The organism is Paenibacillus sp. FSL R7-0189, from assembly GCF_037969925.1.
Taxonomy (GTDB): domain Bacteria; phylum Bacillota; class Bacilli; order Paenibacillales; family Paenibacillaceae; genus Paenibacillus_AQ; species Paenibacillus_AQ odorifer.
On sequence record NZ_CP150223.1, the window covers coordinates 3,299,338 to 3,325,036 of the forward strand.

The following is a 25,699-nucleotide window of genomic DNA, read 5'->3' on the forward strand; positions in this document are numbered from 1 at the left end:
TTACCTGCAAAGGTACAACCTCGGCACTTTGTGCAAATGAGGTTGTACCTTTTTTATATGCTTTTTTTCAATGCGGGTTAGGTTTAATCACTCATGATCGAAGGGGAGATGAGCAAATGAAGAAGAGTAAACGTTCCAAAATGCAAGCGGTAACATTTAGTTTAGTCCTATGCCTGCTGTTAACTTTGACGGTCACCGCATGCGGTTCTGGCAATGGGAACTCCGCATCAAAGCCGAATTCGAGTCCGAATTCCGCAGTGAACGAGCCGGGGGGAACCACAAATGAGACAAATACCGAAGAGAAAACCACTGATGAGGAAATGAAGCCAGAAGCAGGGGCCAAACTTATGGTCTGGGAAGCCAAGGAGCAGCTTGAATACATGAAGCAGGTAGCTGCTGATTTCGAAAAAGAATATGGTGTTCCCGTCACGGTTGAGGAAATGGCGGGTGGCGATCAAGGCGCAAGACTGGCGACGGATGGTCCGTCTAAACTTGCTGCAGATGTGTTGACTCTGCCCCATGACCAGATCGGGCAAGCCGTAAAAGCAGGGCTGCTTTTGCCAAACGATGTTTTTGAGGAAGAAACCAAATCAACGATGGTGGCAACAGCCGTTCAGGCATCGTCTTATGATGGCATTCTTTACGGTTATCCTAAATCGGTGGAAACCTATGCGCTGTTCTACAACAAGGACCTGATTCCTGACGCTCCTAAAACGTGGGATGATGTGATTGCTTTTGCAGATACGTACAACAATCCGAAGGAAAATAAATTCGCAATCATGTGGGAATTCGTCGGATATTACAGCTATCCGTTTATTGGCAGCTTCGGCGGATATATTTACGGAGACAACAATACGAATTTCAAGGATATTGGATTGAACAATGAGGGCACTATCAAAGGATTTACGTTTCTGCAGAGCCTCAAAAAAATTCTGCCTTTGAATGCAGGAGATATCACTTATGACGTGAAAACCCAATTATTCCAAGAAGGTAAGCTGGCGATGAATATCGATGGGCCATGGTCCATAGCGGCGTTTAAGGAAAATGTTAACCTGGGTGTGGCTCCTCTTCCAAAGGGACCTGACGGTCAAGACAGTCTTTCTTTCTCCGGTGTCAAATCGTATTATGTTAACTCATATACGGAATATCCGGTCGCAGGCCGTTTGTTCGCACATTTTGCAAGCAACAAGGAGAACCAGCTTAAGAACTTTGAGATGACGGGAGCGATTCCTGCGAGTATAGAGGCTGGAGAAGCGCCGGAAATCAAAGATGACCCTATTATTGGCGGATTCTTCGAGCAATTCCAAAATTCCGTTCCAATGCCTTCCGTTTCAGAAATCAAATCCGTCTGGGAACCCCTAAAAGCAGCGTTTGTATCCCTGTGGAACGACTCGAATCTTGATGTTAAACAGACGCTGGATCAGACTGTAACTACGATTCAGGCCGATCTGGAGTCGAAGTAAAGGGCAGGTGATTTAACCATGAGGAAAAAAACAGGCGCAGCGCTACTCTCGGCTATTATTCCGGGACTGGGCCAGTTCTACAACCGGCAGTGGCTGAAAGGATTGGTATTCCTGCTGGTAGGGTCTGCTGGAATCTTCTATATTGCTCATGATCTGATGGGTCATTTGCATGGCTTAATTACGCTTGGGGAATTTCCAAGCCGTATGGTCAAGGTAGGCAAATTAACCCGGATGGTGGAAGGCGACCATTCCATTTTTATGATGATCAATGGTCTAATGGCATTGCTGGCGCTGCTCTTTTATACAGCATTTCATTTATTGAACATCAGAGATGCATTCCTAGTTGGAGCTGCACGGGACCGGAAAGAGCCCATTCATTCATTCGCTGAATCGCTCAGAGCTATGGGGCGGAGGAATTTTGCCTATCTTGTCCTCGCGATTCCCTTTGTGGCTGTGGTTTTTCTGACGATATTACCACTTGTTTTTTCGGTGCTACTGGCGTTTACGAACTATGCCGACCCGATTTTACCGCCAGCACATCTGGTAGACTGGGTGGGTTTCGGTAATTTTAATAAAATGCTTAGTCTGGATGTCTGGAGTTCCACCTTCGGTGGAGTGCTGACTTGGACCTTGATCTGGGCGGTTATTGCTACTGCGACGACTTACATTGGAGGTGTGCTCATTGCAGTACTTATTCACCAGCCCCGTGTCCGTTGCAAAAAGCTTTGGCGCACACTTCTGATCGTTCCGTTCGCTATTCCCAATATGATTTCTCTGCTCGTCATGCGCAATATGTTCAATAATCAATTCGGACCGATCAATAGTTATTTAAGAGCCTTGGGACTGGAGGGTGTGGCCTGGCTAACCAATCCTTTCTGGGCTAAGGTCACTGTAATTCTGGCTAATATGTGGATCGGCATTCCGGTGACCATGATTCTGGCCTTCGGGGTGCTGACAACAATTCCGAGGGATATGTATGAAGCGGCAGAAGTAGACGGTGCTGGGTCATTTTATAAATTCCGCATGATTACGCTGCCCATGGTATTGTTCGCAACCGCACCTATCCTGATTATGCAGTTTGCCGGCAATATTAACAGCTTTAATGTCATTTATCTAATGACTAACGGAGAACCGGTTAATCCCAACTACCAGTACGCGGGCCACACTGACTTGCTGGTGACTTGGCTTTATAAACTGGCGCTGAACCAGTCGCAGTATAGCTTTGCTTCTGTCATCGGGATTGTCATCTTCCTGATGGTCGCGACATTCTCCATCTGGAGCTACCGGCGGACGCGATCCTTTAAAGAGGAGGATATGATTGCATGAAGCTAAGACTGACGGAAGCGTTAAAAACGTTTGGAAGCCATTTATTGCTGATTGTGCTCAGTTTTATTAGTCTTTTCCCAGCCTTCTGGATTATTATGTCTTCGTTCAAAACAGGAAACAGTTTGTTCAGTGACTCATTGATTCCTAAGAATTTTACCTTTGTTCATTACAAGGAACTGTTTGAGCAAACTAAATATTTGTTATGGTTCATGAATACGCTAAAGATTGCGGCGTTGTCTACGCTGCTCGGCACCTTTTTGCTGCTGCTGACTTCGTACGCCATTTCTCGTTATCGATTTACGGGCAGAAAAACTACACTAACCGCGCTCCTAGTTCTGCAGATGTTTCCGGGATTTATGGCTATGATTGCAGTTTACGTGCTGCTGAACACACTTGGGCTACTGAATTCTCATTGGGCACTTGTGCTCGTATACAGTAGCGGCGCTATTATCACGAATGTTTTTGTGGCTAAAGGTTTTTTTGATACGATTCCTAAAAGCTTGGAAGATGCTGCGCGAATGGATGGGGCGAGCCATATGAAAGTATTCCTTTCTATCATGATCCCGTTATCTAAGCCGATGCTCACCTATGCCAGCCTTATGATTTTCAACGGCTGCTTTGTGGATTTTATATTCGCCGACCTTGTATTGCGCACGGAGGATACAAGAACGCTCGCCGTTGGGCTTTACCGGATGGTGAACCAGAGCAACTCAACCGAGTTTACGTTGTTCGCTGCCGGAGCGGTATTGGTCGCTCTCCCAGTCACGCTGCTGTTCATTTTCCTACAGCGTTTCTTGGTGGATGGCCTTACCGCAGGTGCAAGCAAAGGATAAGGCGAACTGCGCTACCCTTGTGAAGCTACGCTGAATTCGATAAAAACCGCTTTCTACTCAGAGATCAAGGTTCTGAGAAGGAAGCGGTTTTTTATATTTTATCCGGTTTCTATAATCTTCTTGGTGTGGACAGGATTGAAGAATAATGAAAATAGGAGTAGAATTCCTCATGGAACCAACACTTAAGGGAGTTTGTGGAGTACTCAAAAATCCCCGGAGCACGGGGTTATTTTCTAGCATTTATTAAATGTGAATACTAATAAGTCCTTGTGAGTTATAGAGCATCTAGAGAAAAGAGGAGAGATATTTTGGAAACCGTATTAGTACGAGAGTATCGGGCGGATTTGCTGGAATGTGTCCATAGTGGGCATATTGCCATCGTAGGAGAGAATGGAAATTTAATGGGGTATGCAGGTGACCCGGAATTTGTATCGTTCACCCGTTCAGCTGCTAAACCCCTTCAGGCTATTCCAGGCGTACGTGGGGGGATCGTGGAGCATTACGGCTTTACTCCCGCAGAGGTTGCCCTGATGACCGCCTCTCATCGGGGAGAGAGCTACCATGTTGCTGCGCTAGAGAGCATATCCTCCAAGATTGGCATCGATGAGCAACAAATGATCTGTGCAACGAGTTACCCGCTGGATTATTCCAGCAGGGAGAACGCCATTCGTGGTGCGGGCAAAAGAAAGTTCTATCATAACTGTGCGGGCAAGCACATGGGCATCTTAGCTTACAGTAAGCTCAAAGGTTTGCCGCTTGAAGAATACTCACAGCCGGAGCAAACGGTGCAGCGTGAGATTATTGACACCATTGCTTATATGGCTGGTGTGGCCCCAGACAGTATCGGTTTAGGTACGGACGGATGCGGGCTGCCGGTGTTTGCTCTGCCTCTGACCGCCTTGGCGACAGCCTATTTGAAATTAGCCAATCCGGATTTGATTGCAGATGGAGCTACTCGCAAAGCGGTTACTACTATTACAACGGCAATGAATGCTTATCCGGAGATGGTTTCTGGATCTGGTCGCCTTGATTCTATTCTTTTGGAAGATGATAATATTATTGCTAAAGGTGGATTTAAGGGTGTGTATTGCTTCGGTTTACGCCGTGAGCGACTGGGGATTGCCTTCAAGATTCTGGATGGTTCGGAAGAAGAGTGGGGACTTATTGTACAGGGAATTTTAAACCAAATTGGTTATAGTCAGAAAAATACCTTGGAAAAGCTGCGCAATGCATTTTCAGGCGTGATTTACAATGACGGGGGTACACGAGTAGGCCATGCGGATACCGAGTTCAAGCTTAATTTCATAAAGTAGGATCATATAAAAAGAGCCCTTCGACTACAATCCATCTTCTGGATACGCAGCGAAGGGCTTTTTTCTACGAGAAGCGGTGGTCATCTTTAAAGGACGGCAACATCGTTTCTTCTTGTATAGGGAGAACTATTATTTATGACGTAGACGGCCGAGTTCGGAGACGAGTGCTTCCACCTGAGAAATACTCAGTCTGTCGCTGCCCATGGCTACCTCATATACATCATAGATATCTTCATAATGATCTACTGAAAAAGCGGAGGCTTGCATCGCCGCAGCACTGGCCATTTTTAATTTGTTTTTGATAGCCTCGATCATATACTCAACATTTTCCTGACTAGGCTTTGTTAAATCCATTAGGTTAAAACATCCTCTCTGTATACTGATTCATGTATTTTACCATGTTTGGCAGCTTGACCACCATTTTTTTGTCGGGTTCACTGAAATCATGTTAAATTAAAGGCATGAGATCAAAAAATATCATCGAAGGGAGCAAATGTATTGGCAATCAGAGAACAGGGAAGCGGAAAACGCATTAAAATGGACGATGCTGGACTGGTGTCCTTTTTCATGGAAATAGCTGCTCTGCATTCCGCCGAGGAAGTCACGTTTCTTTGTATCGGAACAGATCGATCTACAGGAGATGCACTCGGTCCGTTGACGGGCAGCAAACTTGTGGAACATGGCTTCCGACATGTAATCGGTACGTTGCCGTCTCCTTGCGATGCAGATAATTTGGTGGCCAGAGTGGCTGAGATTCCCTCCGGGCATATTGTAGTTGCGGTAGATGCTTGTCTGGGCCCTCCGATCGCGCTTGGATATTACTTCGTTTCGAGTGAGCCACTGCTGCCTGCACAATCGGTGGGGGCAAATCTTCCAGCCGTAGGTCACTATAGTTTGGCGGCCGTTGTGGATATGAATGGCCCGAAACCTTATCGGACGCTACAGACTACTCCACTGCATAGAGTGATGGTTATGGCAGAACATATCGCTATAGCGGCAGTAAAAGGATTCGGACTCCAGTAGTACCCATTGGGCACTTAAAAATAAGCTGTCCGTTTCAAGGTGAGCTGTTTTGCTTAATAATAGATATTAGACACATTATCTTAGTATTCTAGAAAGAGGGAAGCAGCCATGGAAAGAGTTCGTTGTGACGGAAGCAATATATGCTACAGTGATCAGGGGAAAGGCGAAGTTATTGTATTGCTGCATGGCTTTTGTGGAAGCGCTGAATATTGGGAACAAGTCATTCCTGTCTTAAGCAGCGGCTACCGAGTGATTGCTCCCGATTTACGTGGTCACGGAGCTTCGGAAGCTCCACTAGGACCTTATAGTATTGAACAAATGGCAGATGATGTTCTGGGTCTGTTAGATTCGCTGGAAATTGCTGAATGCATCATGCTTGGTCATTCGCTTGGCGGATATATTACGCTATCGTTTGCTCAGCGTTATGCTTCTCGATTGAAAGGCTTTGGATTAATTCATTCTACTGCTTATCCAGATAGTGAAGAAGCTAAGGAAAAACGACTGAAGAGTGTCAGCGCGATTCAAAATGAAGGGATTACTCCTTTCGTAGACAGCTTCGTACCAGGCTTGTTTGCTGAAGCAACCGCTTCTGCATCCCCACAGCTGCTGGAGCGCGCTAAAGAAATCGGCTACAAAACGCCTCCACAAGGAGCGGCAGGAGCTGCACTGGCGATGCGTGAGCGTCCAGATCGACGGGATGTAATTACGGCCACTACGTTGCCGGTATTGCTTGTTGCTGGCGAGCAGGATGGATTGATTCCTGCTGAACGAACCTTTACTGCGGATAAGCCAAATGTAACGCAAGCAACGATATCGGGTGCAGGCCACATGAGTCTTTTTGAAGCTCCTGAACGGTTAGCCGAGATCATTAAGGATTTTGTCCAGGCTTCCGTTTTAGATAATAGCCGCGTATAAAAAATCTTCTACAAAGAGGCAGCACGGCGCCATTCTGGCGTGTGCTGCCTCTTTCTTTTAGGGCTATCTAATTATCTGGTATTCTCCTTAACTGGCATAGAATTCGGCAATGGTTTAAGATAAATCAATAGAATAATTTAAGTGGTATGAGTCCTGTAGTTTTTGCTACCACAGTACGGAAAAGGAGGATGTGCATGTTTCGAAGAGACTATATTGTCCGGATGATCGAAGATATGACGGCGATGGTTGCCAAGGTACTTACTCTAAAGCAGGAACGGAAGACGACAGAAGCTTTATGGGAAATCGATGAGCTGTTGAACCGGCATTTTCCGCTGAATTCACGTCTTTTAAATTCACTATCTGTAGAAGATATCATAGATATGTTTCGTTTTGGCGGTGTGGTTGAGTCCGATAAGCTTCAAGGTCTGGCCAAACTGCTGAAGGAAGAAGGCAGTATTTATGCCGCAAATGGCGATAAGGATGCAGCATTATTTAGAAGTATGAGAGCCTTACATTTATATTTGTACGCGGATCTTCACGGTGCAGACCGGGAGCTGCTGCATATGACTCAGGAAATTGATGAACTCTTGCAGGATGTGCAGGCCTATCGGCTCCCGGCTAAAACGGAGCGGCTACTGATGGAGTATATGGAGTCGGTAGGGCGATATAGTAAAGCGGAGGACAGCCTCTACCGGCTGTGGGAGCAGGGAGAAAATGTTGTAATAGAAGGGGATAAGCTATACAATCGACTGCTGCTCAAGTCATCTGCAGAATTGGAACAAGGTACTCTTCCTCTGGAGGAAGTAGAGCAGGGGTTAAAAGAGTGGGGCAGGATAACAGCGATACGAAAGGAATCAGGAACCTGATGAATACGATGAATATCCCTTTATATATTATCGATGCTTTTGCAGAACAGGCTTATTCAGGCAACCCTGCGGCGGTATGTTTACTGGAGCATCCCGTCGATGAAGGTTATATGCAGAAGACAGCAGCGGAAATGAACTTGTCAGAGACAGCTTTTCTCTGGCCAGAGGAAGATGGATATCGCCTGCGCTGGTTTACACCTAAAGTTGAGGTCAAGCTATGTGGTCATGGGACTCTAGCAAGTGCACATGTATTATGGGAGAGGGGACTGCTAGCTCCTGATATGGAAGCAAGGTTCTATACACGCAGTGGGTTGCTCAGAGCTTCTCGTTCAGGAGATTTGATCTCACTGTACTTCCCGCCTTATCAGCTTCAACCCTCTCCTGTAATTTCAGGTCTCGCAGCAGCGCTTGGTATTGCAGAAGCGAATGTAGTGGAAACTATGCGATATGCTGACAATGTGCTTGTACGACTGGATCAGGAAGCACGGGTTCGCGAACTCAGCCCTGACTTCGGAGCTTTATCCGGGCTTGAAGGGAGAGGCTTCGCGGTTACCGCAGAAAGCTCTATCGAAGGTATTGATTGTGTATCACGTTTTTTTGCGCCGAAGGTAGGAGTGAATGAGGATCCGGTAACAGGCTCAGCGCATACTGCACTGGCACCTTTTTGGGCGGATAGACTCAATCGTACGCAGTTGACCGCTTATCAAGCTTCGAAACGTGGAGGTTTGCTTCAGTTAGAGGTAAGTAAAGACCAGATTAAGATGTCTGGGCGAGCATTAACTATAGTTAGTGGAGAGCTGCATGTTAAGCCCTGCTAGAACAAGGAACGACCCTTGTTAACACGTGATATAATGAACGATGATGGTTAGGAGACATAGATTCTCCATTTTTAATCCCGAAAGTGAGATGTGCGTTGTGGAATCTTTAACAGCTCTAATTGAACAACTAATTAACGACCGTACTTTGATTACGGCTACCCTAAGTCAAGTGCGTTATAAAGGCGAAAATTGTACCAAGGTGCAGGTTAAACCTGTTGAACTAAAGGGTAAGCTGCATTATCAGTTTGCGTCCTATATTGGTACAAAGGTAGAACATCGCAACGTACCCGCAGAATTGGCGGCGGAAGAGATATCTCTTTTATTTAGAGAAACATATCGGCAAGGCTTGTTGTGTACAGTAGAAGCCGATTATCAGGTGCTTATTAGCAAAAAATTCAAAGTATCAATCCTAACTAAGTCTCCAAGTAAAAAAGAAGAGCCGGATCTAGCTCACAACCGCCGCAAACGTTATGTGCTGGAGGATGGAGAGCCTGTGCCATTTCTGGTGGAGCTTGGCATCATGAACAAAGAAGGCAAAGTGCTGGCCAAAAGATATGATAAATTTCGGCAGATCAATCGTTTTCTGGAGATGGTAGAGGACGTGCTTGCCGATCTGCCAACAGGCCGACCGTTGACGATTGTGGATTTTGGCTGTGGAAAATCATATTTGACCTTTGCACTGTATCACTATCTGACCGTTCGCAAGAAGCGGGAGCTTAATATCATTGGGTTAGATTTGAAAGCAGATGTGATTGAGCATTGTAACGAACTTGCTGCGAAAATCGGTTATGATCACTTGAAGTTCCTTGTGGGTGACATTGCTGAGTACAATGAGCTGGAGCAAGTAGACATGGTGATCACACTTCATGCTTGCGACACAGCTACTGATGCTGCCCTTGAAAAAGCGGTACGTTGGGGAGCGTCTGTAATTTTATCTGTGCCTTGCTGCCAGCATGAATTATTCGCACAAATCGAAAATGAAGTAATGAGCCCTATGCTTTCGCATGGCATACTGAAAGAGCGTTTTTCCGCCTTGGCTACAGATGCCATTCGCGCCAAATTGCTCGACATGATGGGCTATAGCAGCCAGCTGCTGGAATTCATCGATCTGGAGAATACGCCGAAGAACATTTTGATTCGTGCCGTTAAGAGTTCAGCCGGGGACAACTCCGTCAAATGGCGCGAATACACCGCATTCCGCAATTTTCTGGGAGCAAAACCCTACCTCGAACGCGTATGCGCTGATCTGCTTCCCACTGGGAGTTCGGTAGAAGGGTAGAGGGTATTAAGGTAGAGAGCGTAAAACGGTAGGACTGTAGCATGGTAGAACGGTAGGACTGTAGAATGGGCACTTATAGGTGCAGGCTAATTCGATCAGTTGTGCTTTTTACAACTATATAGCATTTTTAATAGGAAATTGGATAGTACAGCTAGTGCGATCTAATGGTTAGGACGGTACGGCTAGTGTGATCTAATGGTTAGGACGGTGCAGCTAGTGCGATCTAATGGCGAGTTGGTTTAGTTGTACTTTGTGCAACTAAATATGCTCAGAAGCTGCGTTTTAGTGATTTAGTTGCACTTTGTACACTTAAAAACGAACAATACTCCGCATATGGCGGGATTCTCGAAAAACAGTTGCACATAATACAATTAAAGTGGAAGTAAGCGGTGAAAGTACAGGATTAGTTGTACTTTTTACAACTATATAGCTTTTTTGAATGGGAATTCGGATAGGCAGCTAATGCGATCAAATGGTTAGGACGGTACGGCTAGTGCGATCTAATGGCGAGTTGGTTTAGTTGTACTTTGTGCAACTAAATATGCTCAGAAGCTGCGTTTTAGTGATTTAGTTGCACTTTGTGCACTTAAAAACGAACAATACTCTGCATATGGCGGGATTCTCGAAAAACAGTTGCACAAAGTACAATTAAAGTGGAAGTAAGCAGCGAAAGCACGGGATTAGTTGCACTTTTTACAACTATATAGCTTTTTTGGATGGAAATTCGGATAGGCAGCTAATGCGATCAAATGGTTAGGACGTTCCAGTTAGTGTGATCAAATGGTTAGGACGATGCAGCTAGTGCGATCTAATGGCGAGTTGGTTTAGTTGTACTTTGTGCAACTAAATATGCTCAGAAGCTGCGTTTTAGTGATTTAGTTGTACTTTGTACACTTAAAAACGAACAATACTCCGCATATGGCGGGATTCTCGAAAAACAGTTGCACAAAGTACAATTAAAGTGGAAGTAAGCAGCGAAAGCACGGGAGTAGTTGCACTTTTTACAACTATATAGCTTTTTTGAATGAGAATTCGGATAGTACAGCTAGTGCGATCTAATGGTTAGGACGGTACGGCTCCTTTGTGGAGAGGTATCGTCTTTTTGCGTTCTAGTCTTGTATAAGGGAAATGTGGAAAGGATAGAGATAAATTAACGAATACAGGGGTATCTAAATGTGGCGTTTTAAAAAAGACTGGAGTCTGGAATCATCAATTGCATATATTTGTGGAGGCTTAGTGATAGCGGCTGGGGTGGGTGCTTGTTTGTTGCGGGGATTGTTTTTTACTGATGAGATGTATCCCTTTCTTACCTTATGGTTTGTGCTGTGTTGTGCGTGCTCGCTTTATATTCTTGTTGGGGTTGGCATATGGAGAAGAAGTGGGGGAGGAGTAGGTGCAGGTGCAGTAAGAGGTTTTACGGGAGTCAATGGGGTTAGTGAAGTTAGTGAAGTTGGTCAAGTTAGTGGAGAAAATAGAGCGTTAAGAATATTATTAAGCGTCCCTTTAATTATTCTATCGCTTTATGTGATTCATTGGCTGTGCGGGCCACTTTCTTCCCAGGGAACTATGAATGAAATGCTGCGGTGGGGCTTGTATGCTAGCTTTGCAATATTGGTTTGTTTTTGTGCGGTGAACCTGGTGGGACGCCGGATTTTAAATGTAATTTGGTCTATGCTGGGTATGACTTTATGCCTGAGCGCTTTATTGGCTGTGTGTGGAGTGGTAAAGTTGCCTTTCGCTGTGGCTTACAGCAATTCAGCAGAAGTGAGCGCCACAGGGGTTAGATTAGCAGGATTGATGGAATATCCGAATGCTTTTGGTGCTGTGATGGCTGTTTTTCTGCTGGAACGGCTATTTGCTGTTGCTGTTTATTATGGGGATCCAAAAAAGAGCGCGAATATGTTGGAGGCAAGAAGTGTTGGGCTGGGGATGGAGTGCGCAGATGAGGAACGGAGGAGCAGAGGGGAAGAAGGCGTAGAAGCGGAGCAGGGAAAAGCGGGAAGCACGACCGCCGCGCTGCTGCGCTTGCTGCCGCTGTTCCCGTACACCGCCGCGCTGCTCCTCAGCGAGTCGCGCGGCGCATGGCTGACAGCGGCTTGCGCCTGCGCCGCCGTCTTGCTCTGGAAGCGGCAGCTAATCGCGCCGCTTCTTGCTGCTGGCGCTGCGCCCGTGGCCGCCGCGGCGCTACTCTACCGCCAACTGGCCCGTGCCGGGTTGGCGGTAGAGCCAGTGCCCGGCCTGCTGTTGCTGGCCGGGCACTGGGCCGGCGCGCTGCTAGCCGGCCTATGGCTGTGCCGCCGCCAGCGCGGCGCGGCGGGCACTGCCCGAGCCGCCATGCTGGCATTGGCGGCGGCAGGTTGGACGGCGGCGGGGATCGCCGTCCTCCTGCACGTGCGCGAGCGGATCACCGGACCGTCATCGACGGTATCCGCGCGCGGGCTGTTCTACCGCGACGCCTGGCGGCTAGCGGCAGAGGCACCTTGGCTGGGACGTGGGGGTGAGACTTGGCGGCATTCATACCTTGCCGCCCAATCTCGCCCTTATGTAGGCAGCCAGGTGCATAATGGATACCTCGACATCCTGTTGAACTTAGGATTCGTTGGTCTTGCAGCCATACTCCTTATGCTGTTGGCAGTAGGCTGGCTGCTGGCTACTAAATCGCCGCGGTTGCTGCCGCCGTTTCTGGTCATCGTCTTGCACAGCGTCGTCGATTTTGATTGGAGCTATGGATTATTTTGGCTGCTGCTATTCTGGCTGCCAGCGATTGCTCTGGCTGAGCATAAGCAGAAACATCAATCTGCGTCTACCCACCCTCAGTCTGAGACCAAGCTGCCAACTCACTCCACATCCACGAACCCGCTCACCAATGTCACTACACCAGCGAATCCACTAATCGCTCACTCCACATCCACGAACCCGCTCATCAATGTCACTACACCTGCGAATCCACTAATCGTTCAATCCACATCCACGAACCCGCTCACCAATGTCACTACACCAGCGAATCCGCTAATCGCTCACTCCACATCCACGAACCGGCTCACCAAAGTCACTACACCAGCGAATCCGCTAATAGTTCACCCTACATCCACGAACCCCCTTACCAATGTCACTACACCAGCGAATCCGCCAATCGCTCACCCCACACCCAAGAATCCGCCCCAAATCCGTCTTCGCCGACTAATCGGAACTGCGGCATGTTGTTTTTCGCTTATGCTGGGGGTGCTATCTTTTCACGCCGCTCAAGGAGAGAAGTTCTATCGACAAGCGATTATGTCGGTGGATCCTTCGGTGAAGGTAGAGCTGCTACAGCAATCGCTGGGTTGGAATCCCCGGTCACCTCGAACGGCTATAGCATTATCTAGGCTGCTCTCGGGTGAACAGAGCGTGAGTCTGCTTCGGCAGAGTCTGTTGTATTCTCCCGAGAATGCCAGCTTAAGCTGGGAGCTGGCTGAAGTATGGATGAGCAGCGACCATCCGGGGGCAGCGTTATATTGGATAGGCCAGAGCCTTAAGCTGGATAAGTACAACAATGCCAAGTGGGTGAAGGCGATTGAAGGGATGCTTCTTATGGGGCAAAAAAAGCTTGCAGAAGGAAAGCGAAAGGAAGGCCTAATCTGTGTCGCCTCTGGGAATGAACTTCTTTTGAAATATAGAAGGTTGGCAGAAGAGGAGGCTAATAAAGGAGGGCAACATAATGACCGCGAGTTCCGAATGACAGAACAAGCCGACGACTTGAGTCGACGGCTTAGTATGTTTGCTTTACGATTTTAGCGGACGTGAAATCATCCAGGAGTAGAGAATGGGCACGATAATTGCAAGTACGAGTGCCGTAATAATAAGAAGCTGAGACAAGGCTCCGCTCAAAAAGGCTCCTGCAAAAATAAGTAGGCCACCGATCATCCACATTATCCCGGATAGGCGATGTGTTTTTCGCCATACCTCGGGGTTGGCGAGCGTCCAGGCTGTACGAACCCCAAACAAGTAATTATCTTTTACCTGTGGCATGTAGTTGCCGAGAGCAATAAACATTATTCCGACAGCTCCTATGGCGATCTTCCCAACGTTTATATCTTTACCTAGACCGTAAGCAATCGACAGCACCAGCATTAGATTAAAAAGCACCCCAATAGCAAGTCTGCTCATGGCATAGGCGTTTTCGAATTTTTTGTAATTTTCCCGCTTAGGATCGATGCTGCGTGTGAACTGCATGATTAGCGGGAGCACAATCCCTAAGATTCCGAACACAAAAATAGCAATATTTTTGTCCCAGTATCTGTTGACCTTACCCGTAATTCCAAACTGTGCTGGTAACTCCTGCGGCAGCTTGCTGTAATTGATCAGAGCGTAGGCTAATGTAGCTAAACCTAATATTACGATGAGGGTATCCTGCCATCTCCATTTGAAATCTTTCATCATTAATCCGCCTCCTTTTTGGAATCGATATCCTGACGTTGCTGCTTTCCGTCCAGCGATTTACTCTCCGTCTCCGTTTGCTTACCTGTACCAGTGAGCTCCAATAACCAACCGAGAACCTCTTCGAGGACTGTGGTGTTTAGCGAGTACATAATAAATTGTCCTTTTCGCTCATCCTGTACCAGATCGGCATGCTTCAGCGCATTCAGATGGTGAGAAATGCTTGGCTTAGACATGTTGAAAAAATCTGCGATTTCACCTGCGGTTCGATCTTTCTCCCTTAGTAACCGAATGATTTGGCGACGGGTAGGATCAGCTAGTGCTTTAAAGGATTCATTCATATTCCACCCTGCCTTTCGATATTTAAATAATTATCTAAATATATAATAGCTCTTCACTTTCATAGCTGTCAATGCAGTATTCACTTAGCAATAGCGTGTGTAAAAGTGTCACCGAATCTTTAAAATTAACTGCCGTCCAAAGCCGACTCCTGTTAATACTAACGATGGGCATGCATTCCTTGATGCACCGAACATACGATGCAGAGGAGCAGATATATGATACTAACCAATAAAGTCGCAATTGTTACAGGTGCAGGATCGGGGATTGGAGAAGCGATTGCTCTTCTTTTTGCCCAACAGGGGGCTAAAGTGATTGCTGCGGATATCCATCTGGACAATGTAGAAGCGGTGGCCAAAAAGGCAGAAACGGGTGAGGGACACGGAGTTATCTATCCCGTAAAGGCAGATGTCTCGAAGGAAGAGGACACACAGCGAATGATTGATGCCGCAACCACACAGTTTGGAGGCCTTCATATCCTTGTTAACAATGCCGGTATTATGGATAAAATGACGCCAGCGCACGAGATCACTGATGACATGTGGGAGCAGGTGCTTGCGGTCAACGTAACCGGTCCGATGAGAGCCATTCGTAAGGTTTTGCCGATTTTTATGGCACAGGAAAGCGGATGTATCATCAATGTAGCCTCTATTGGCGGCTTAGCGGGCTCGCGTGCGGGAGTGGCTTATACTTCCTCTAAGCATGCTGTAATCGGGATGACCAAAAATATAGGGTTTCAATACGCTAAGCTTGGAATTCGCTGTAATGCCATAGCGCCGGGCGGAGTAAAGACAAATATTGATCTGTCTAATCCAAGCCCTTTTGGGAGTCAAAAAGCGGGCGAAGGAATGGCTTCGATGCCACGGACAGGGGAAAGCAGTGAGATTGCTTCGGTAGCCTTATTTTTGGCTTCAGATGCTGCAAGCTTTTTGAATGGGTCGGTGATAACGGCTGATGCCGGTTGGATGGCTTATTAATTGAGCGCAGATAAAAAGGTGTTCATTTTCCCTTTATTGGTGGAATTTGTTCACCTTTTTTGTTTATGCCTGTTACTCAAACTCTTTTTAAGTGTGGATTGGAAGATGGAAGCTGCTTGCCACGTAAGTAGAAGTGATAAGGTTGCTTGTGCTAGAATAGGCTAAGAGAAACTGGAAAATATAGCAGAGCGGCAAAGCTTTTAAAAATATAAGAAAGTATAAGATTAGTATCTATGCTTTTATGTTCTTATATTTCACTCGCTTAAACGCTTAGCGTCTTATAAAGATGCCAAAGGCGATTAGCTTGATACATGTAGCCATATTCTGCGGAAAAGGGAGGAGGAGCACGTTTGCATTTTATTTCTGATCTGATCTCGACATTATTTGAATGGATTCAGAGTCTTGGTTATTTTGGGATTATGATCGGACTGATGATTGAAGTTATTCCGAGTGAAATTGTATTGGCTTTCGGTGGTTTCTTGGTATGGAGTGGAGATATTAATTTTTTCGGCGCAGTATTGTTTGGTACGATAGGCGGAGTGATTGCCCAGATCTTTGTATATTGGATTGGCCGTTATGGGGGCAGGCCTGTACTGGAGAAATACGGGAAATATATTCTTATCCAAAAGAAGCATATTGATCATTCGGAAGAGTGGTTCAATAAATATGGGACAGGCGTAATCTTTACGGCACGCTTTATTCCCGTTGTTCGCCATGCCATTTCCGTTCCAGCGGGGATTTCTCGTATGCCTTTAGGTAAGTTCACTTTATTGACTACACTTGCTGTTATTCCATGGAGTGCTTTGTTTGTATATCTCGGTATGACATTGGGGAATAAGTGGGAAGATATTGACGAAGTAGCAGCTAAGTACACCAACGAAATTATTCTTGTAGCGTTAGCACTAATCATCATTTATTTTGTGTATAAGTGGTTTAAATCCAAGAAGAGAGGGACTGCAAAATGAAACCGAATGTAGCTCATAAATTTGGAAAAGGTCTTACACCGCGCCAATTTGTAGAAAGCATGACGAAGAACCAGCAGGCTTTTGAATCCTGGTATGAGAAGTTTTCTTGGGAAGATGAGAGCGACAAGGAATATTTCGAAAGTCTGAACCATCGTGACGATTTGCGGGTACTTATCCTTGCCGCTGATTGGTGTGGAGATGTAGTACGTAATGTCCCTGCGGTTTTCCGTATTTTGGAGACTGCCGGAATGAAGACAGAGGTATTCATTTTGGAAGAGAATCAGGAGCTTATGGATGAATTCTTGACCATGGGCGGAAGATCTGTTCCGATTGTGATCTTTGCGGATACCGGCGGATACGTGCTTGGACATTGGGGTCCTCGTCCAGAGCATGTGCAGAGCCTAATGAGAGAGTTCAAACGTGAGAATCCTGATCGTGAGGCTGCTGATTACGACAGCAAAATCGCAGAAGTACGTAAGGCTATGGGGCAAGCTTATGGGGAAGGAACGGAATCACAGGCAGTTATCGCAAAAGAGCTGCGTAGTCTGATTTCCGGATTCTAGACCGATGCTAAATATACGTTCGTTTAATTTAGGTCCGCTTCAGACCAATGCCTACTTGCTGACAGGTGCGGATCCAACGAAGGGAATCATTATTGATCCCGGCATGAATCCTGCGGCATTAGTGCGGAGTATCGAAGGGATGGAGATCGAGGCTATTTTGCTAACGCATGCGCACTTTGACCATATGGGCGGCGTAGACGAAATTCGTAAAGCTAAGAAATGTCCTGTTTATTTACATCCACTAGAAAGTGAATGGCTCAGCAGCCCTAAGCTGAATGGTTCATTGATGTGGCCTGATATTTCACCTCCTCTGACTACAGATCCTGCAGAGTATGATCTGGCAGAAGGACAAGTTCTGCAATTCATCGGACATACCTTCCGGGTGTACCACACACCTGGGCACTCTCCGGGCAGTGTCAGCTTCCTATGCGGGAATGATTTATTCTCTGGAGATGTACTGTTTAAGATGGGAGTTGGGCGCACCGATTTGCCTGGTGGCAGAGAACGTGATTTGTTCGATTCTATTCGTGGCAAGCTGTACAAAATGGATGATGAAGTGAAGGTTTATCCAGGTCACGGCTCACGAACAACTATCGGTTTTGAAAAAGTTCGTAACCCTTATATTCCTCAATAAACAGTCATTCTAGTAGAACTGACAAGAATCGGGGAATTTTTGATAGACAAAGGGATACAAAAGGACTACACTATTGTTAATTAAATGTAACATTAACCTCGCGAAGCACGCAGACTGCGGAATTAATCCCGGTTTGCGTTCTTTTTTTTGTCTACATATAGGTTTAAAAGCATGGGGGGAAATAGATTGGAGAAGAATATGTATTACCCGTTGGATTACGGATGGTATGACTCCAAGGAGAAATGGACTAGTTTTTGCAGCAGTAAATGCCGATGTTTTTCAGAATGTTCTGGAAGGGGAGGTTTTTGTACTTCCATAGAACGCAGGGACATACAATCTGAGAATAAGGATGGGAGAATACCAGTGGTTTCAGGAGGCGAGCCCAGAAGAACGCCTCTTTTTTGGCATTTTCCAGCAGAAGCAGGATTGCTTCAGCCATGGCGGCGTAAGCTCTGGGAGCTCAAAAAATAAAATTAAAACGGAATGAACGAATCACTATACATAATCGTATTACAAATAAGAACTAATCCTGAATGGAGGGGCAGATGAGCGATCAGGCGCTGGAGAAAATCAGGCAGGCACAGCAGGGAGATACTTCAGCACTGTCTTCACTGCTGCGAGAACATTATACTTTTTTGTTCAAATATTTACTTAAAGTGACTATGGACCCGTTACTGGCAGAGGATCTTGTACAGGACACGATGGTCAGATGTATGGAAAAAATCAATACCTATAACGGTTCGTCTTCGTTCTCCTCTTGGTTAATCACCATAGCTACCAGAATATTCATCGATCGAAAGCGGCGCTGGAAACGTGAGGCAGATTGGAAGAAACGGGAACAACAGGCCCAGGGCACCCGTTCGATTCGTTGGCGGTTTGAAAGCAGGGGGGAAGAATGGAGTGAAGTACTCGATTCCATCTCCAAGCTACCCTCTGCTCAGAGGGTAGCTGTGCTGCTGAAGCATTATTATGGCTATAGCTATGAAGAAATCGGTGTGATCATGCAAATTCCTTCAGGCACGGTCAAATCGCGTGTATCCCTTGGTCTTAACCAATTGCGAAAGGAGCTGAATGAGGATGGAGAAGGATAAGGAGCCAGAACTGTATTTGCACAAGCTTACTGAAGAGCTTGAGCGTTTGGATGCGCAATATGATGACATCACCCCACCTTCGTTACAGGAACTGGAGTGGTTAATGGCTGATGCAGCTGTGCACAGAAAGAGAAGGGAACGTAAAGAACTACTGTTATTCTGGGGGGTCTCATTGATCCTGATCTGCGCATTTCTATCCATTCTCACTTCTGCACCCATGATCTATTGGATTATCCAGGCGATCATTCCTGTTGTAGGACTGGGTGGCTTAGGGATCGCCAGGATCAGAAGAAATAGAGAAGGTGTACAAGAATGAATGAGCTACAGGATGTGCCTCTTTGGTTGTGGTTTGGCATAGCAGTAGCATTAATGCTGCAAGGGACCTTACTGTTCCGGGATGCAAGACGGCGCGGAAAAAAAGCTTGGTTCTGGGGATTGTGGGCGATTACTACAGTTCCGTCCCCAGCATTAGTCTACTTACTCGTTGTCATACTTCCTGACCGACGTAGAAGGAAGAAGCAGTTGTAAAGCTTTAGTAAGAAGCTCGTTCCTTTCATCCTATTACAAGGAGTGGTACTTCATGGAAGAGGTAAAATGGGGTTTAATCATGCCGTTAATTATTCTTCAGGCTTTGCTTGCAATTATTGGACTGATATCACTGGCCAAAGCGGATAACGTTCGTGGCCCAAAATGGATGTGGATTATTATCATTATTTGCGGAAATATATTAGGTAGCGTAGCTTATTTTACAATAGGAAGGAAAGATGTCTGATGTCACTCCTTCAAGTTATGAATTTGCGTAAAAGCTATGGGGCGCATATTTCCGTAAATGATATAAGCTTTGAAATTGAGAAAGGACGGTGCGTCGCTTTATTGGGGCCTAACGGTGCTGGGAAAACGACCACACTTCGTATGCTGGCAGGGCTGCTAGAACCCACCTCTGGCATGATTTCATTTGAGGGGAGCCGTCCTGGAGCCGAATATCGCAGAGGATTAGGATATGTGCCACAGTCTCCAGCTTTTTATGGGTGGATGACTGGACATGAGTATGTTGTTTTCGCTGCAAAGCTTAGTGGAATGGGAACTAAAGACGCAACCAGCAGGGCATTGGAATCGCTCGAGCGTGTAGGGCTTAAAGGTGATGCTCGTCGCCGGATTGGTGGATACTCCGGCGGGATGAAACAGCGGCTGGGTCTGGCTCAGGCGCTTGTGCATCGGCCTCGTCTGTTATTGCTTGATGAGCCTGTATCTGCACTTGATCCGATTGGCCGCAGAGAAGTAATGGGACTGGTGCGGGAAATACGTGAGGAGACAACTGTAGTTTTCTCTACACATGTGCTGCATGATGCAGAAGAAATTTGCGATGATATTATTTTAATGAATCAAGGCTTGATTGCTGAGAAGGGATCTTTATCACAGCTTCGTTCACAATACAGCCTTCCTGTTATTCGTTTACGTACGGAGAAGCAAGAAAAAGCTATTCAGTGGCTGGAGTCTCTTGCTGCCAAACCGTTTGTACTGGAGACTCAGTTGTTCGGAGATCATGCCATTTTTAATGTCAACGATGTAGACATGGCCCGTTGGACGATTCTGCAAGAAGCGGCGCAGCTCGAAATTCCATTACTGCAATTTGAAGCGGGTTCTTCCACGTTAGAGGATTTATTTATGAAGGTGGTGGGAGTATGAGAAGCGCCTGGGTCCTTTATCGCAAAGAAATGCTCGAAATGGCTCGCAGTTATAAGTTAATCTGGATACCTGTCGTTTTTATCCTATTAGGCATTATGCAGCCGTTAACTACTTATTATTTGCCGGAAATATTAAAAGCTTCAGGTGATGTTCCTCCAGGTCTCCTAGAGGGGTATGAAATACCGAGTGCCGCAGCTGTGATGGCGCAATCTTTGGGACAGTACGGAACGATCGGAATGTTAGTATTGGCGCTTGGCGCGATGAATGTTTTAGCTGGTGAGCGCTATAGCGGAACTATGGAATTAATTCTGGTAAGGCCGGTTTCTCCAGCCGCAATAGTGTTCGCTAAATGGGCAGCACAGCTGACCCTGTTGATCGTTGCTCTAGGATTAGGTGCAGCGGGGGCTGCTTACTACACGGAGCAGTTGATTGGTTCACTATCTTGGGGAGATGTCATCGCAGCTGCTGGAGTATATGGATTGTGGCTGTTATGTGCTGTCTCAGCTACGTTGTTGTTTAGTGGGTTTTTAAAATCCCCAGTTGCCGCTTTTTTAGCATTGGTGCTAATGGCAGCATTATCATTAGGCCAAAACTTATTGCCTTCATGGTTTGAATGGGCACCTGCGGGGCTTGCCGGGTTGTCGGCTGAAATCCTTATGGCTGGAGAAGGATTCAGGGTTGGACCCTATCTTTCAGCAGCTATTTTGATCTTGATTTGTTTAGTGGGTGCTGCACTTTTGACAAGGAAGAATAACTTAACCGCTTGAAACTTAAGTTATGTTTTTATTAAATATAGTATATTTTCATAGAATTTGTAGGATCGGCCAGCCTTCAACTAGACAGTTCTATCTTTTTTTAGTAGACTGTTGAAACAAGCAAAATCTTGAAAGATTTTGGGGTTAGGAGGTAGGGCGATGCTGCGTTTAGGAGAGAAGATTGTCATTGTTGCGGACGCTTTCGAGCAGAGTCTTCCTATCGGGGAATACGGCTACCTAATTGCTTACGACCGCAATCCCGATAATGCGTTTGACTATGTTATTCGTGTACCAGAGGCGAATAGGAACTTTTATGTTCCGGCTGAGGACATTGAGGCGGAAGAACATTTATTAGTAGCTGAGGCTGAAAGAGCAACGCATGAAGCGTTGATTGATTACGCTTTGTCCACGTACAATGAGAAGCTGTTCCATCATTTGATGAACGGTGAAGATATGGATATAGAAGAGACGGAATCAACGTCAAGCGAAAGCATGTCCCAAGCGGATTTCATCAAACAAGTGAATCTTCGAGCTTGGATTTAAGGAAGGCCGGCGCAAGCCGGCTTTTTTGTTTTGTCATAAAAAGTATTTCCCCCACATTAATCCTCTGAATTTACACATCATTTTCAAAATCTTTTCTTTTATTCCTTCTTTATAGTTTTCGAAAGTTTGTTTTTTATTTTTTTGGTATACAACCAATCTCCTGTTTTATGTATCTAAATTATTGAGAGCCGAATACGAGAATGCAGATCTGCGGTATAGGCGTTTTAACTTAAATAAAGGAGAACCTCAAGTGAAGATGATAACCGCTGTTCAAAAAGCGAGAAATGGCGATAAAGAAGCGTTTATCCAGCTATGCCGGCAGATTGAACCTGAAATGTACGGCATGGCCCGATCTATTTTGGGCAGGGACGAGGAATGTGCAGATGCCATGCAGGAAGCCACCCTAAAGGCTTACCGGTCTATCCATGGATTGCGGCAACCAGAATTTTTCAAGACATGGATGCTTCGCATCCTTATAAACGAATGTCATAAGCTCCAACGCAAGCGGACAAATATTGTGGAGTTTGGAGATCCCCTTACTGCTTTGGAATGCCATTCCTCCGGTGCAGAATATGAGAAAATTGAGCTGCGGGAAGCAGTGGAACGATTGGATACTTCGCTCCAGACCGTGATATCGCTGCATTATTTTCAGGACATGCCCGTTAAGCAAATTGCCGATCTTCTGAATATTTCTGAAACGGCAGTCAAATCGCGCCTCTACAGAGCAAGAAAAAACTTATTGAATGGATTCTAATGATATTTAGAAAGGATGGAACAGATGAAGAAGAGAACAGCGCAAGAGCTTGAATTGCTTTTGAAAGATATGGACATCCTCCCGGCAAATGAGCTTCCCTCTATGATTCGCCAACGTCAAGAGGATACGTATACAATGCTGGATCATGTGAAGATAAAGAGATCCACGCACAAATTTCGTAATGTTAAGAGGACAGCGCTTGGCTTCGGGGCAGCTCTTGTTTTGGGGGTTATCGTGATTGGAAGCGGCTTTACTTCTCCCGCATTGGCTAGGTCGCTGGAACGTATTCCGTTAGTCAATAGTATTTTTGAGCTCGCAGGTGATATGGGACTTCAAGCGGCGAGTCGCCAAGGCTTAACGACTGCAGTTGATACCAGTGATCAGGTTCAAGATGTTATTATCCGTGCTAATGAAGTTATATATGACGGCACACGGCTTTCTGTAGCATTGAAACTTGAAGGTGAAGATGAAGAGGGAATATTCAGTGGAGACATTCAGGATTTGCAGGTATTTATTGATGGACAGCCTTTAAACGCTGCTGGGGAGGAAGAAGAGGATTCTTTTAAACACAATATTGGCCTTATCCTTTCTCCGGGAGTAGATGAACAATCGTTGATTTTGCAATTTTCAGAGAAATCCTATGATGAGGGAGGCATTACTTTACCAGAGCAGTTCCAAATGACAGTAAAAGGTCGTCTGTCCGGAATCGATGATGATTTTCAAATTGAAATTCCTGTAAAAAAGGATACGAGTCATAATATTGTTCAGCAACCCGGAATCAGTCAAACTTACAATGATGTAACGACCACAGTGGAGAAGATTACACAGACTCCGGCAACTACACAAATACGGATGAGTGCTGTAGCCCTCGAGGGTATTCCTTATACTTATCTGACAGATACCAATAACCTGGCATTAAATTATGAAGTCTATGATGATAAAGGTAACCTGTTGCAATATGTAAACGGCAGCAATGGTTGGTCGGATTCGAAAAAGATAGATGACACAATCCATTATAGTCTTAAAGAGGATGTTAATATTGTACCGCTGCCCAAGGATGTAAAAGCACTGACAATCAAAACCTTTTTCTACAAATATGCTGGAGAGGGTAGTGGAAAACGAAATTTGCTAGACAATAATGGATACCCGGCAGTCGAATATATTCCGCAGCTGGAAATGACAATCCCTATATATTGATGAACGATACGCTCCTTTAAAATGTGTAGGAATCCCCTTCACTTTGATAAAGGAGCGTTTGTTTTACAGCCCATCATTGAATTGTCCAAGCTTCTACAATATAATTAAAAACGTTATCCGGGCGCTTTAGCCCTTTAAACAGGAGGGATTTTTCTTATGAGCATTACCGTTAAAGATGTGCAGCATGTGGCCAAGCTGGCTCGTCTGCAGCTGAGCCCGGAAGAAGAGGCAACCTTTACAGAACAAATGAATGCTATTTTACAATATGCCGAGAAATTAAATGAGCTAGATACGGAGAATGTAAAGCCGACCACGCATGTGCTGCAAGTCAGCAATGTAATGCGGGAGGATGTTGTGAAGGATAGCCTTACGCAAGAGGAAGCACTTCTTAACGCTCCAGATGATGAAGACGGACATTTCAAGGTTCCAGCTGTTTTGGAATAACTACATAATTAGAAAGGGGGAAGAATCTTGAGCCTGTTTCAAAATCGATTGCCTGAAGTACACCGCATGTTAACTGCTAAAGAGGTATCGGTCAGTGAACTGACTGAAGAATCGCTGGCGATTATCGCTGAGCGGGATAAGAACGTAAATGCATTTTTGACCTTGAACGAGGAGGGCGCACGTGCGACAGCACGCGCTTTGGACGATAAACTGGCATCCGGAGCAGCACGTGGATTGCTGTTTGGTCTTCCTGCCGGAATCAAGGATAATATTGTAACTAAAGGCCTGCGCACAACTTGTGCCAGCCAATTTTTGAGCGATTTCCAGCCGATTTATAACGCTACTGTAGCTTCTAAATTGCAGCAGGCAGATGCCGTAACAATCGGTAAATTAAATATGGATGAATTCGCAATGGGCGGATCTAATGAGAATTCAAGCTTTGGTCCTGTACGCAATCCTTGGGATTTAGAACGTGTGCCGGGCGGTTCCAGTGGCGGATCTGCTGCAGCAGTAGCTGCGGGCGAAGTGTTCTTCTCACTAGGTTCGGATACTGGGGGTTCCATCCGCCAGCCAGCTTCCTATTGTGGTGTTGTAGGTCTCAAACCTACTTACGGTCTTGTATCACGTTACGGGCTGGTAGCCTTTGCTTCCTCACTCGATCAGATAGGACCATTAACACGTAATGTAGAGGATTCTGCCTATGTGCTTCAAGCGATTGCTGGTTATGATGCCCAAGACTCTACTTCTGCTAAAGTAGAAATTCCTGATTATTTGAGTTCACTGACTGGTGATGTTTCCGGACTTCGCATTGCTGTACCTAAGGAATATTTGGGAGCAGGTGTCGATGCTTCTGTGCGTGAGACAGTCTTGTCTGCACTTAAAGTGCTGGAAGGAATGGGTGCTGTCTGGGAGGAAGTATCATTACCGCATACGGAATACGCAGTAGCAGCTTATTATTTGCTGTCCTCTTCGGAAGCTTCATCTAACCTTGCGCGTTTTGACGGTGTGCGTTATGGCGCACGTGTAGATGAAGGCGGAGGATTGCTTGATCTATATCTTAATTCCCGCAGCCGCGGCTTTGGCCCTGAGGTCAAACGCCGTATTATGTTGGGTACTTATGCACTCAGCTCCGGGTATTACGATGCTTACTATTTAAAAGCACAAAAGGTACGCACTTTGATTAAACAGGACTTTGATGACATCTTTAAAAAATATGATGTGGTCATCGGGCCAACAGCGCCAACGACAGCATTCAAATTGGGCTCACAGACTGAAGATCCGCTGACCATGTATCTGAACGATATTCTCACGATTCCTGTAAGCTTGGCGGGTATTCCTGCCGTGAGCGTTCCGTGTGGTTTTGCGGAAGGCATGCCTGTAGGTCTGCAAATTATCGGTAAGGAATTTGACGAGAGCACGATTCTGCGTGTCGCTCATGCCTTTGAACAAAATACAGATCATCACAAGCAGCGTCCACAGCTGTAGTAAAGGAGGGAATG

28 protein-coding genes are annotated in these 25,699 nt (G+C 45.9%); 25 read left to right on the forward strand and 3 right to left on the reverse strand.

Going from position 1 to position 25,699, the window contains the following annotated elements; all coding sequences use genetic code 11:
- Window positions 1-116 precede the first annotated feature (116 nt).
- From MKY63_RS14350 to MKY63_RS14365, 4 genes are all read left to right on the forward strand, one after another.
- A complete protein-coding gene (locus MKY63_RS14350) occupies window positions 117-1,463 on the forward strand; it encodes a maltose ABC transporter substrate-binding protein (protein WP_076142229.1) in 1,347 nt (448 codons plus the stop codon).
- An 18-nt stretch (window positions 1,464-1,481) separates the two neighbouring features.
- Window positions 1,482-2,789, forward strand: a complete 1,308-nt coding sequence (locus MKY63_RS14355) for a sugar ABC transporter permease (protein WP_076297130.1) — start codon at window positions 1,482-1,484, stop codon at window positions 2,787-2,789.
- Entirely contained in the window at window positions 2,786-3,622 is an 837-nt protein-coding gene (locus tag MKY63_RS14360) for a sugar ABC transporter permease (RefSeq protein ID WP_036680210.1), read from the forward strand. The genes MKY63_RS14355 and MKY63_RS14360 overlap by 4 nt, the downstream gene beginning before the upstream one ends.
- A 308-nt stretch (window positions 3,623-3,930) precedes the next feature.
- Window positions 3,931-4,935, forward strand: a complete 1,005-nt coding sequence (locus tag MKY63_RS14365) for an asparaginase (protein WP_339813305.1) — start codon at window positions 3,931-3,933, stop codon at window positions 4,933-4,935.
- Window positions 4,936-5,064: 129 nt separating this feature from the next.
- Here the strand turns inward: MKY63_RS14365 and MKY63_RS14370 are convergent, their stop codons facing one another.
- A complete protein-coding gene (locus MKY63_RS14370; protein WP_036680203.1) occupies window positions 5,065-5,289 on the reverse strand; it encodes a DUF1128 domain-containing protein in 225 nt (74 codons plus the stop codon).
- 144 nt (window positions 5,290-5,433) lie between these two features.
- Here MKY63_RS14370 and yyaC point away from each other — a divergent pair, with 144 nt between their 5' ends.
- From yyaC to MKY63_RS14400, 6 genes are all read left to right on the forward strand, one after another.
- Entirely contained in the window at window positions 5,434-5,958 is a 525-nt protein-coding gene (gene yyaC, locus MKY63_RS14375; RefSeq protein ID WP_254924643.1) for a spore protease YyaC, read from the forward strand.
- 108 nt (window positions 5,959-6,066) lie between these two features.
- Window positions 6,067-6,873, forward strand: a complete 807-nt coding sequence (locus tag MKY63_RS14380) for an alpha/beta hydrolase (RefSeq protein WP_036680199.1) — start codon at window positions 6,067-6,069, stop codon at window positions 6,871-6,873.
- Between the two features lie 194 nt (window positions 6,874-7,067).
- Window positions 7,068-7,739 carry a DUF6483 family protein gene (locus MKY63_RS14385; RefSeq protein WP_076100631.1) on the forward strand — a complete coding sequence of 224 codons (672 nt, stop codon included), beginning with the start codon at window positions 7,068-7,070 and terminating at the stop codon, window positions 7,737-7,739.
- Complete coding sequence (locus MKY63_RS14390) at window positions 7,697-8,557, forward strand: PhzF family phenazine biosynthesis protein (RefSeq protein WP_235219441.1); 861 nt, start codon at window positions 7,697-7,699, stop codon at window positions 8,555-8,557. Before MKY63_RS14385 ends, MKY63_RS14390 begins: the two co-directional genes overlap by 43 nt.
- Window positions 8,558-8,645: 88 nt before the next feature.
- Entirely contained in the window at window positions 8,646-9,836 is a 1,191-nt protein-coding gene (locus MKY63_RS14395; RefSeq protein ID WP_339813533.1) for an SAM-dependent methyltransferase, read from the forward strand.
- Window positions 9,837-11,009: 1,173 nt separating this feature from the next.
- Window positions 11,010-13,610, forward strand: a complete 2,601-nt coding sequence (locus tag MKY63_RS14400; protein WP_339813309.1) for an O-antigen ligase family protein — start codon at window positions 11,010-11,012, stop codon at window positions 13,608-13,610.
- On the opposite strand, the gene MKY63_RS14405 is transcribed toward MKY63_RS14400, so the two are convergent.
- Together MKY63_RS14405 and MKY63_RS14410 are read right to left on the reverse strand one after the other, a co-directional pair.
- Window positions 13,599-14,255 carry an SdpI family protein gene (locus MKY63_RS14405; RefSeq protein WP_076104198.1) on the reverse strand — a complete coding sequence of 219 codons (657 nt, stop codon included), beginning with the start codon at window positions 14,253-14,255 and terminating at the stop codon, window positions 13,599-13,601. The genes MKY63_RS14400 and MKY63_RS14405 overlap by 12 nt on opposite strands.
- Entirely contained in the window at window positions 14,255-14,593 is a 339-nt protein-coding gene (locus MKY63_RS14410) for an autorepressor SdpR family transcription factor (protein WP_051491108.1), read from the reverse strand. Before MKY63_RS14410 ends, MKY63_RS14405 begins: the two co-directional genes overlap by 1 nt.
- A 216-nt stretch (window positions 14,594-14,809) precedes the next feature.
- Here MKY63_RS14410 and MKY63_RS14415 point away from each other — a divergent pair, with 216 nt between their 5' ends.
- The 15 genes from MKY63_RS14415 to gatA all read left to right on the forward strand — a co-directional run bounded on the left by MKY63_RS14415 (window position 14,810) and on the right by gatA (window position 25,685).
- Window positions 14,810-15,568: a glucose 1-dehydrogenase gene (locus tag MKY63_RS14415; RefSeq protein ID WP_036680191.1), complete on the forward strand. Its 759-nt coding sequence runs from the start codon at window positions 14,810-14,812 to the stop codon at window positions 15,566-15,568.
- A 350-nt stretch (window positions 15,569-15,918) separates the two neighbouring features.
- Entirely contained in the window at window positions 15,919-16,533 is a 615-nt protein-coding gene (locus MKY63_RS14420; protein WP_036680184.1) for a DedA family protein, read from the forward strand.
- A complete protein-coding gene (locus MKY63_RS14425; protein WP_036680182.1) occupies window positions 16,530-17,096 on the forward strand; it encodes a thioredoxin family protein in 567 nt (188 codons plus the stop codon). Before MKY63_RS14420 ends, MKY63_RS14425 begins: the two co-directional genes overlap by 4 nt.
- 4 nt (window positions 17,097-17,100) lie before the next feature.
- On the forward strand, window positions 17,101-17,730 hold the full coding sequence (locus tag MKY63_RS14430; protein ID WP_036680180.1) for an MBL fold metallo-hydrolase: 630 nt from the start codon (window positions 17,101-17,103) through the stop codon (window positions 17,728-17,730).
- Window positions 17,731-18,275: 545 nt separating this feature from the next.
- Complete coding sequence (gene sigY / locus MKY63_RS14435; protein ID WP_036680178.1) at window positions 18,276-18,821, forward strand: RNA polymerase sigma factor SigY; 546 nt, start codon at window positions 18,276-18,278, stop codon at window positions 18,819-18,821.
- Entirely contained in the window at window positions 18,808-19,137 is a 330-nt protein-coding gene (locus tag MKY63_RS14440) for a YxlC family protein (RefSeq protein WP_036680177.1), read from the forward strand. The genes sigY and MKY63_RS14440 overlap by 14 nt, the downstream gene beginning before the upstream one ends.
- The gene (locus MKY63_RS14445) at window positions 19,134-19,349 is read left to right on the forward strand and encodes a hypothetical protein (RefSeq protein ID WP_036680176.1); all 216 of its coding nucleotides are present in this window, start codon (window positions 19,134-19,136) and stop codon (window positions 19,347-19,349) included. Before MKY63_RS14440 ends, MKY63_RS14445 begins: the two co-directional genes overlap by 4 nt.
- A gap of 52 nt (window positions 19,350-19,401) precedes the next feature.
- Window positions 19,402-19,593 (forward strand): PLDc N-terminal domain-containing protein, encoded by a 192-nt coding sequence (locus tag MKY63_RS14450; protein ID WP_036680175.1) that lies wholly within the window; start codon window positions 19,402-19,404, stop codon window positions 19,591-19,593.
- Window positions 19,593-20,507: an ABC transporter ATP-binding protein gene (locus tag MKY63_RS14455; protein WP_038573303.1), complete on the forward strand. Its 915-nt coding sequence runs from the start codon at window positions 19,593-19,595 to the stop codon at window positions 20,505-20,507. The genes MKY63_RS14450 and MKY63_RS14455 overlap by 1 nt, the downstream gene beginning before the upstream one ends.
- On the forward strand, window positions 20,504-21,274 hold the full coding sequence (locus MKY63_RS14460; protein WP_076100952.1) for an ABC transporter permease subunit: 771 nt from the start codon (window positions 20,504-20,506) through the stop codon (window positions 21,272-21,274). Before MKY63_RS14455 ends, MKY63_RS14460 begins: the two co-directional genes overlap by 4 nt.
- Window positions 21,275-21,421: 147 nt before the next feature.
- Window positions 21,422-21,805, forward strand: coding sequence for a hypothetical protein (locus MKY63_RS14465; RefSeq protein ID WP_036680170.1), 384 nt, complete (start codon window positions 21,422-21,424; stop codon window positions 21,803-21,805).
- A 256-nt stretch (window positions 21,806-22,061) separates the two neighbouring features.
- Window positions 22,062-22,559, forward strand: a complete 498-nt coding sequence (locus MKY63_RS14470) for a sigma-70 family RNA polymerase sigma factor (protein ID WP_036680329.1) — start codon at window positions 22,062-22,064, stop codon at window positions 22,557-22,559.
- Window positions 22,560-22,583: 24 nt separating this feature from the next.
- A complete protein-coding gene (locus MKY63_RS14475; RefSeq protein ID WP_339813317.1) occupies window positions 22,584-23,756 on the forward strand; it encodes a DUF4179 domain-containing protein in 1,173 nt (390 codons plus the stop codon).
- Between the two features lie 156 nt (window positions 23,757-23,912).
- Complete coding sequence (gene gatC, locus MKY63_RS14480; protein WP_036680166.1) at window positions 23,913-24,200, forward strand: Asp-tRNA(Asn)/Glu-tRNA(Gln) amidotransferase subunit GatC; 288 nt, start codon at window positions 23,913-23,915, stop codon at window positions 24,198-24,200.
- 27 nt (window positions 24,201-24,227) lie between these two features.
- Window positions 24,228-25,685 (forward strand): Asp-tRNA(Asn)/Glu-tRNA(Gln) amidotransferase subunit GatA, encoded by a 1,458-nt coding sequence (gatA, locus tag MKY63_RS14485; protein WP_036680165.1) that lies wholly within the window; start codon window positions 24,228-24,230, stop codon window positions 25,683-25,685.
- Window positions 25,686-25,699: the final 14 nt, after the last annotated feature.

Bases quoted from the DNA above. Each gene is read 5' to 3' on its own strand.
- gatC (WP_036680166.1), top strand. From the start codon at position 23,913: ATGAGCATTACCGTTAAAGATGTGCAGCATGTGGCCAAGCTGGCTCGT.
- MKY63_RS14400 (WP_339813309.1), top strand. From the start codon at position 11,010: ATGTGGCGTTTTAAAAAAGACTGGAGTCTGGAATCATCAATTGCATAT.
- MKY63_RS14430 (WP_036680180.1), top strand. From the start codon at position 17,101: ATGCTAAATATACGTTCGTTTAATTTAGGTCCGCTTCAGACCAATGCC.
- MKY63_RS14445 (WP_036680176.1), top strand. From the start codon at position 19,134: ATGAATGAGCTACAGGATGTGCCTCTTTGGTTGTGGTTTGGCATAGCA.
- MKY63_RS14455 (WP_038573303.1), top strand. From the start codon at position 19,593: ATGTCACTCCTTCAAGTTATGAATTTGCGTAAAAGCTATGGGGCGCAT.
- MKY63_RS14380 (WP_036680199.1), top strand. From the start codon at position 6,067: ATGGAAAGAGTTCGTTGTGACGGAAGCAATATATGCTACAGTGATCAG.
- MKY63_RS14460 (WP_076100952.1), top strand. From the start codon at position 20,504: ATGAGAAGCGCCTGGGTCCTTTATCGCAAAGAAATGCTCGAAATGGCT.
- MKY63_RS14410 (WP_051491108.1), bottom strand. From the start codon at position 14,593: ATGAATGAATCCTTTAAAGCACTAGCTGATCCTACCCGTCGCCAAATC.
- MKY63_RS14405 (WP_076104198.1), bottom strand. From the start codon at position 14,255: ATGATGAAAGATTTCAAATGGAGATGGCAGGATACCCTCATCGTAATA.
- MKY63_RS14415 (WP_036680191.1), top strand. From the start codon at position 14,810: ATGATACTAACCAATAAAGTCGCAATTGTTACAGGTGCAGGATCGGGG.
- MKY63_RS14360 (WP_036680210.1), top strand. From the start codon at position 2,786: ATGAAGCTAAGACTGACGGAAGCGTTAAAAACGTTTGGAAGCCATTTA.
- MKY63_RS14395 (WP_339813533.1), top strand. From the start codon at position 8,646: ATGTGCGTTGTGGAATCTTTAACAGCTCTAATTGAACAACTAATTAAC.
- MKY63_RS14475 (WP_339813317.1), top strand. From the start codon at position 22,584: ATGAAGAAGAGAACAGCGCAAGAGCTTGAATTGCTTTTGAAAGATATG.
- MKY63_RS14385 (WP_076100631.1), top strand. From the start codon at position 7,068: ATGTTTCGAAGAGACTATATTGTCCGGATGATCGAAGATATGACGGCG.
- MKY63_RS14350 (WP_076142229.1), top strand. From the start codon at position 117: ATGAAGAAGAGTAAACGTTCCAAAATGCAAGCGGTAACATTTAGTTTA.
- MKY63_RS14465 (WP_036680170.1), top strand. From the start codon at position 21,422: ATGCTGCGTTTAGGAGAGAAGATTGTCATTGTTGCGGACGCTTTCGAG.
- MKY63_RS14425 (WP_036680182.1), top strand. From the start codon at position 16,530: ATGAAACCGAATGTAGCTCATAAATTTGGAAAAGGTCTTACACCGCGC.
- MKY63_RS14450 (WP_036680175.1), top strand. From the start codon at position 19,402: ATGGAAGAGGTAAAATGGGGTTTAATCATGCCGTTAATTATTCTTCAG.
- MKY63_RS14470 (WP_036680329.1), top strand. From the start codon at position 22,062: ATGATAACCGCTGTTCAAAAAGCGAGAAATGGCGATAAAGAAGCGTTT.
- MKY63_RS14355 (WP_076297130.1), top strand. From the start codon at position 1,482: ATGAGGAAAAAAACAGGCGCAGCGCTACTCTCGGCTATTATTCCGGGA.
- MKY63_RS14370 (WP_036680203.1), bottom strand. From the start codon at position 5,289: ATGGATTTAACAAAGCCTAGTCAGGAAAATGTTGAGTATATGATCGAG.
- sigY (WP_036680178.1), top strand. From the start codon at position 18,276: ATGAGCGATCAGGCGCTGGAGAAAATCAGGCAGGCACAGCAGGGAGAT.
- MKY63_RS14440 (WP_036680177.1), top strand. From the start codon at position 18,808: ATGGAGAAGGATAAGGAGCCAGAACTGTATTTGCACAAGCTTACTGAA.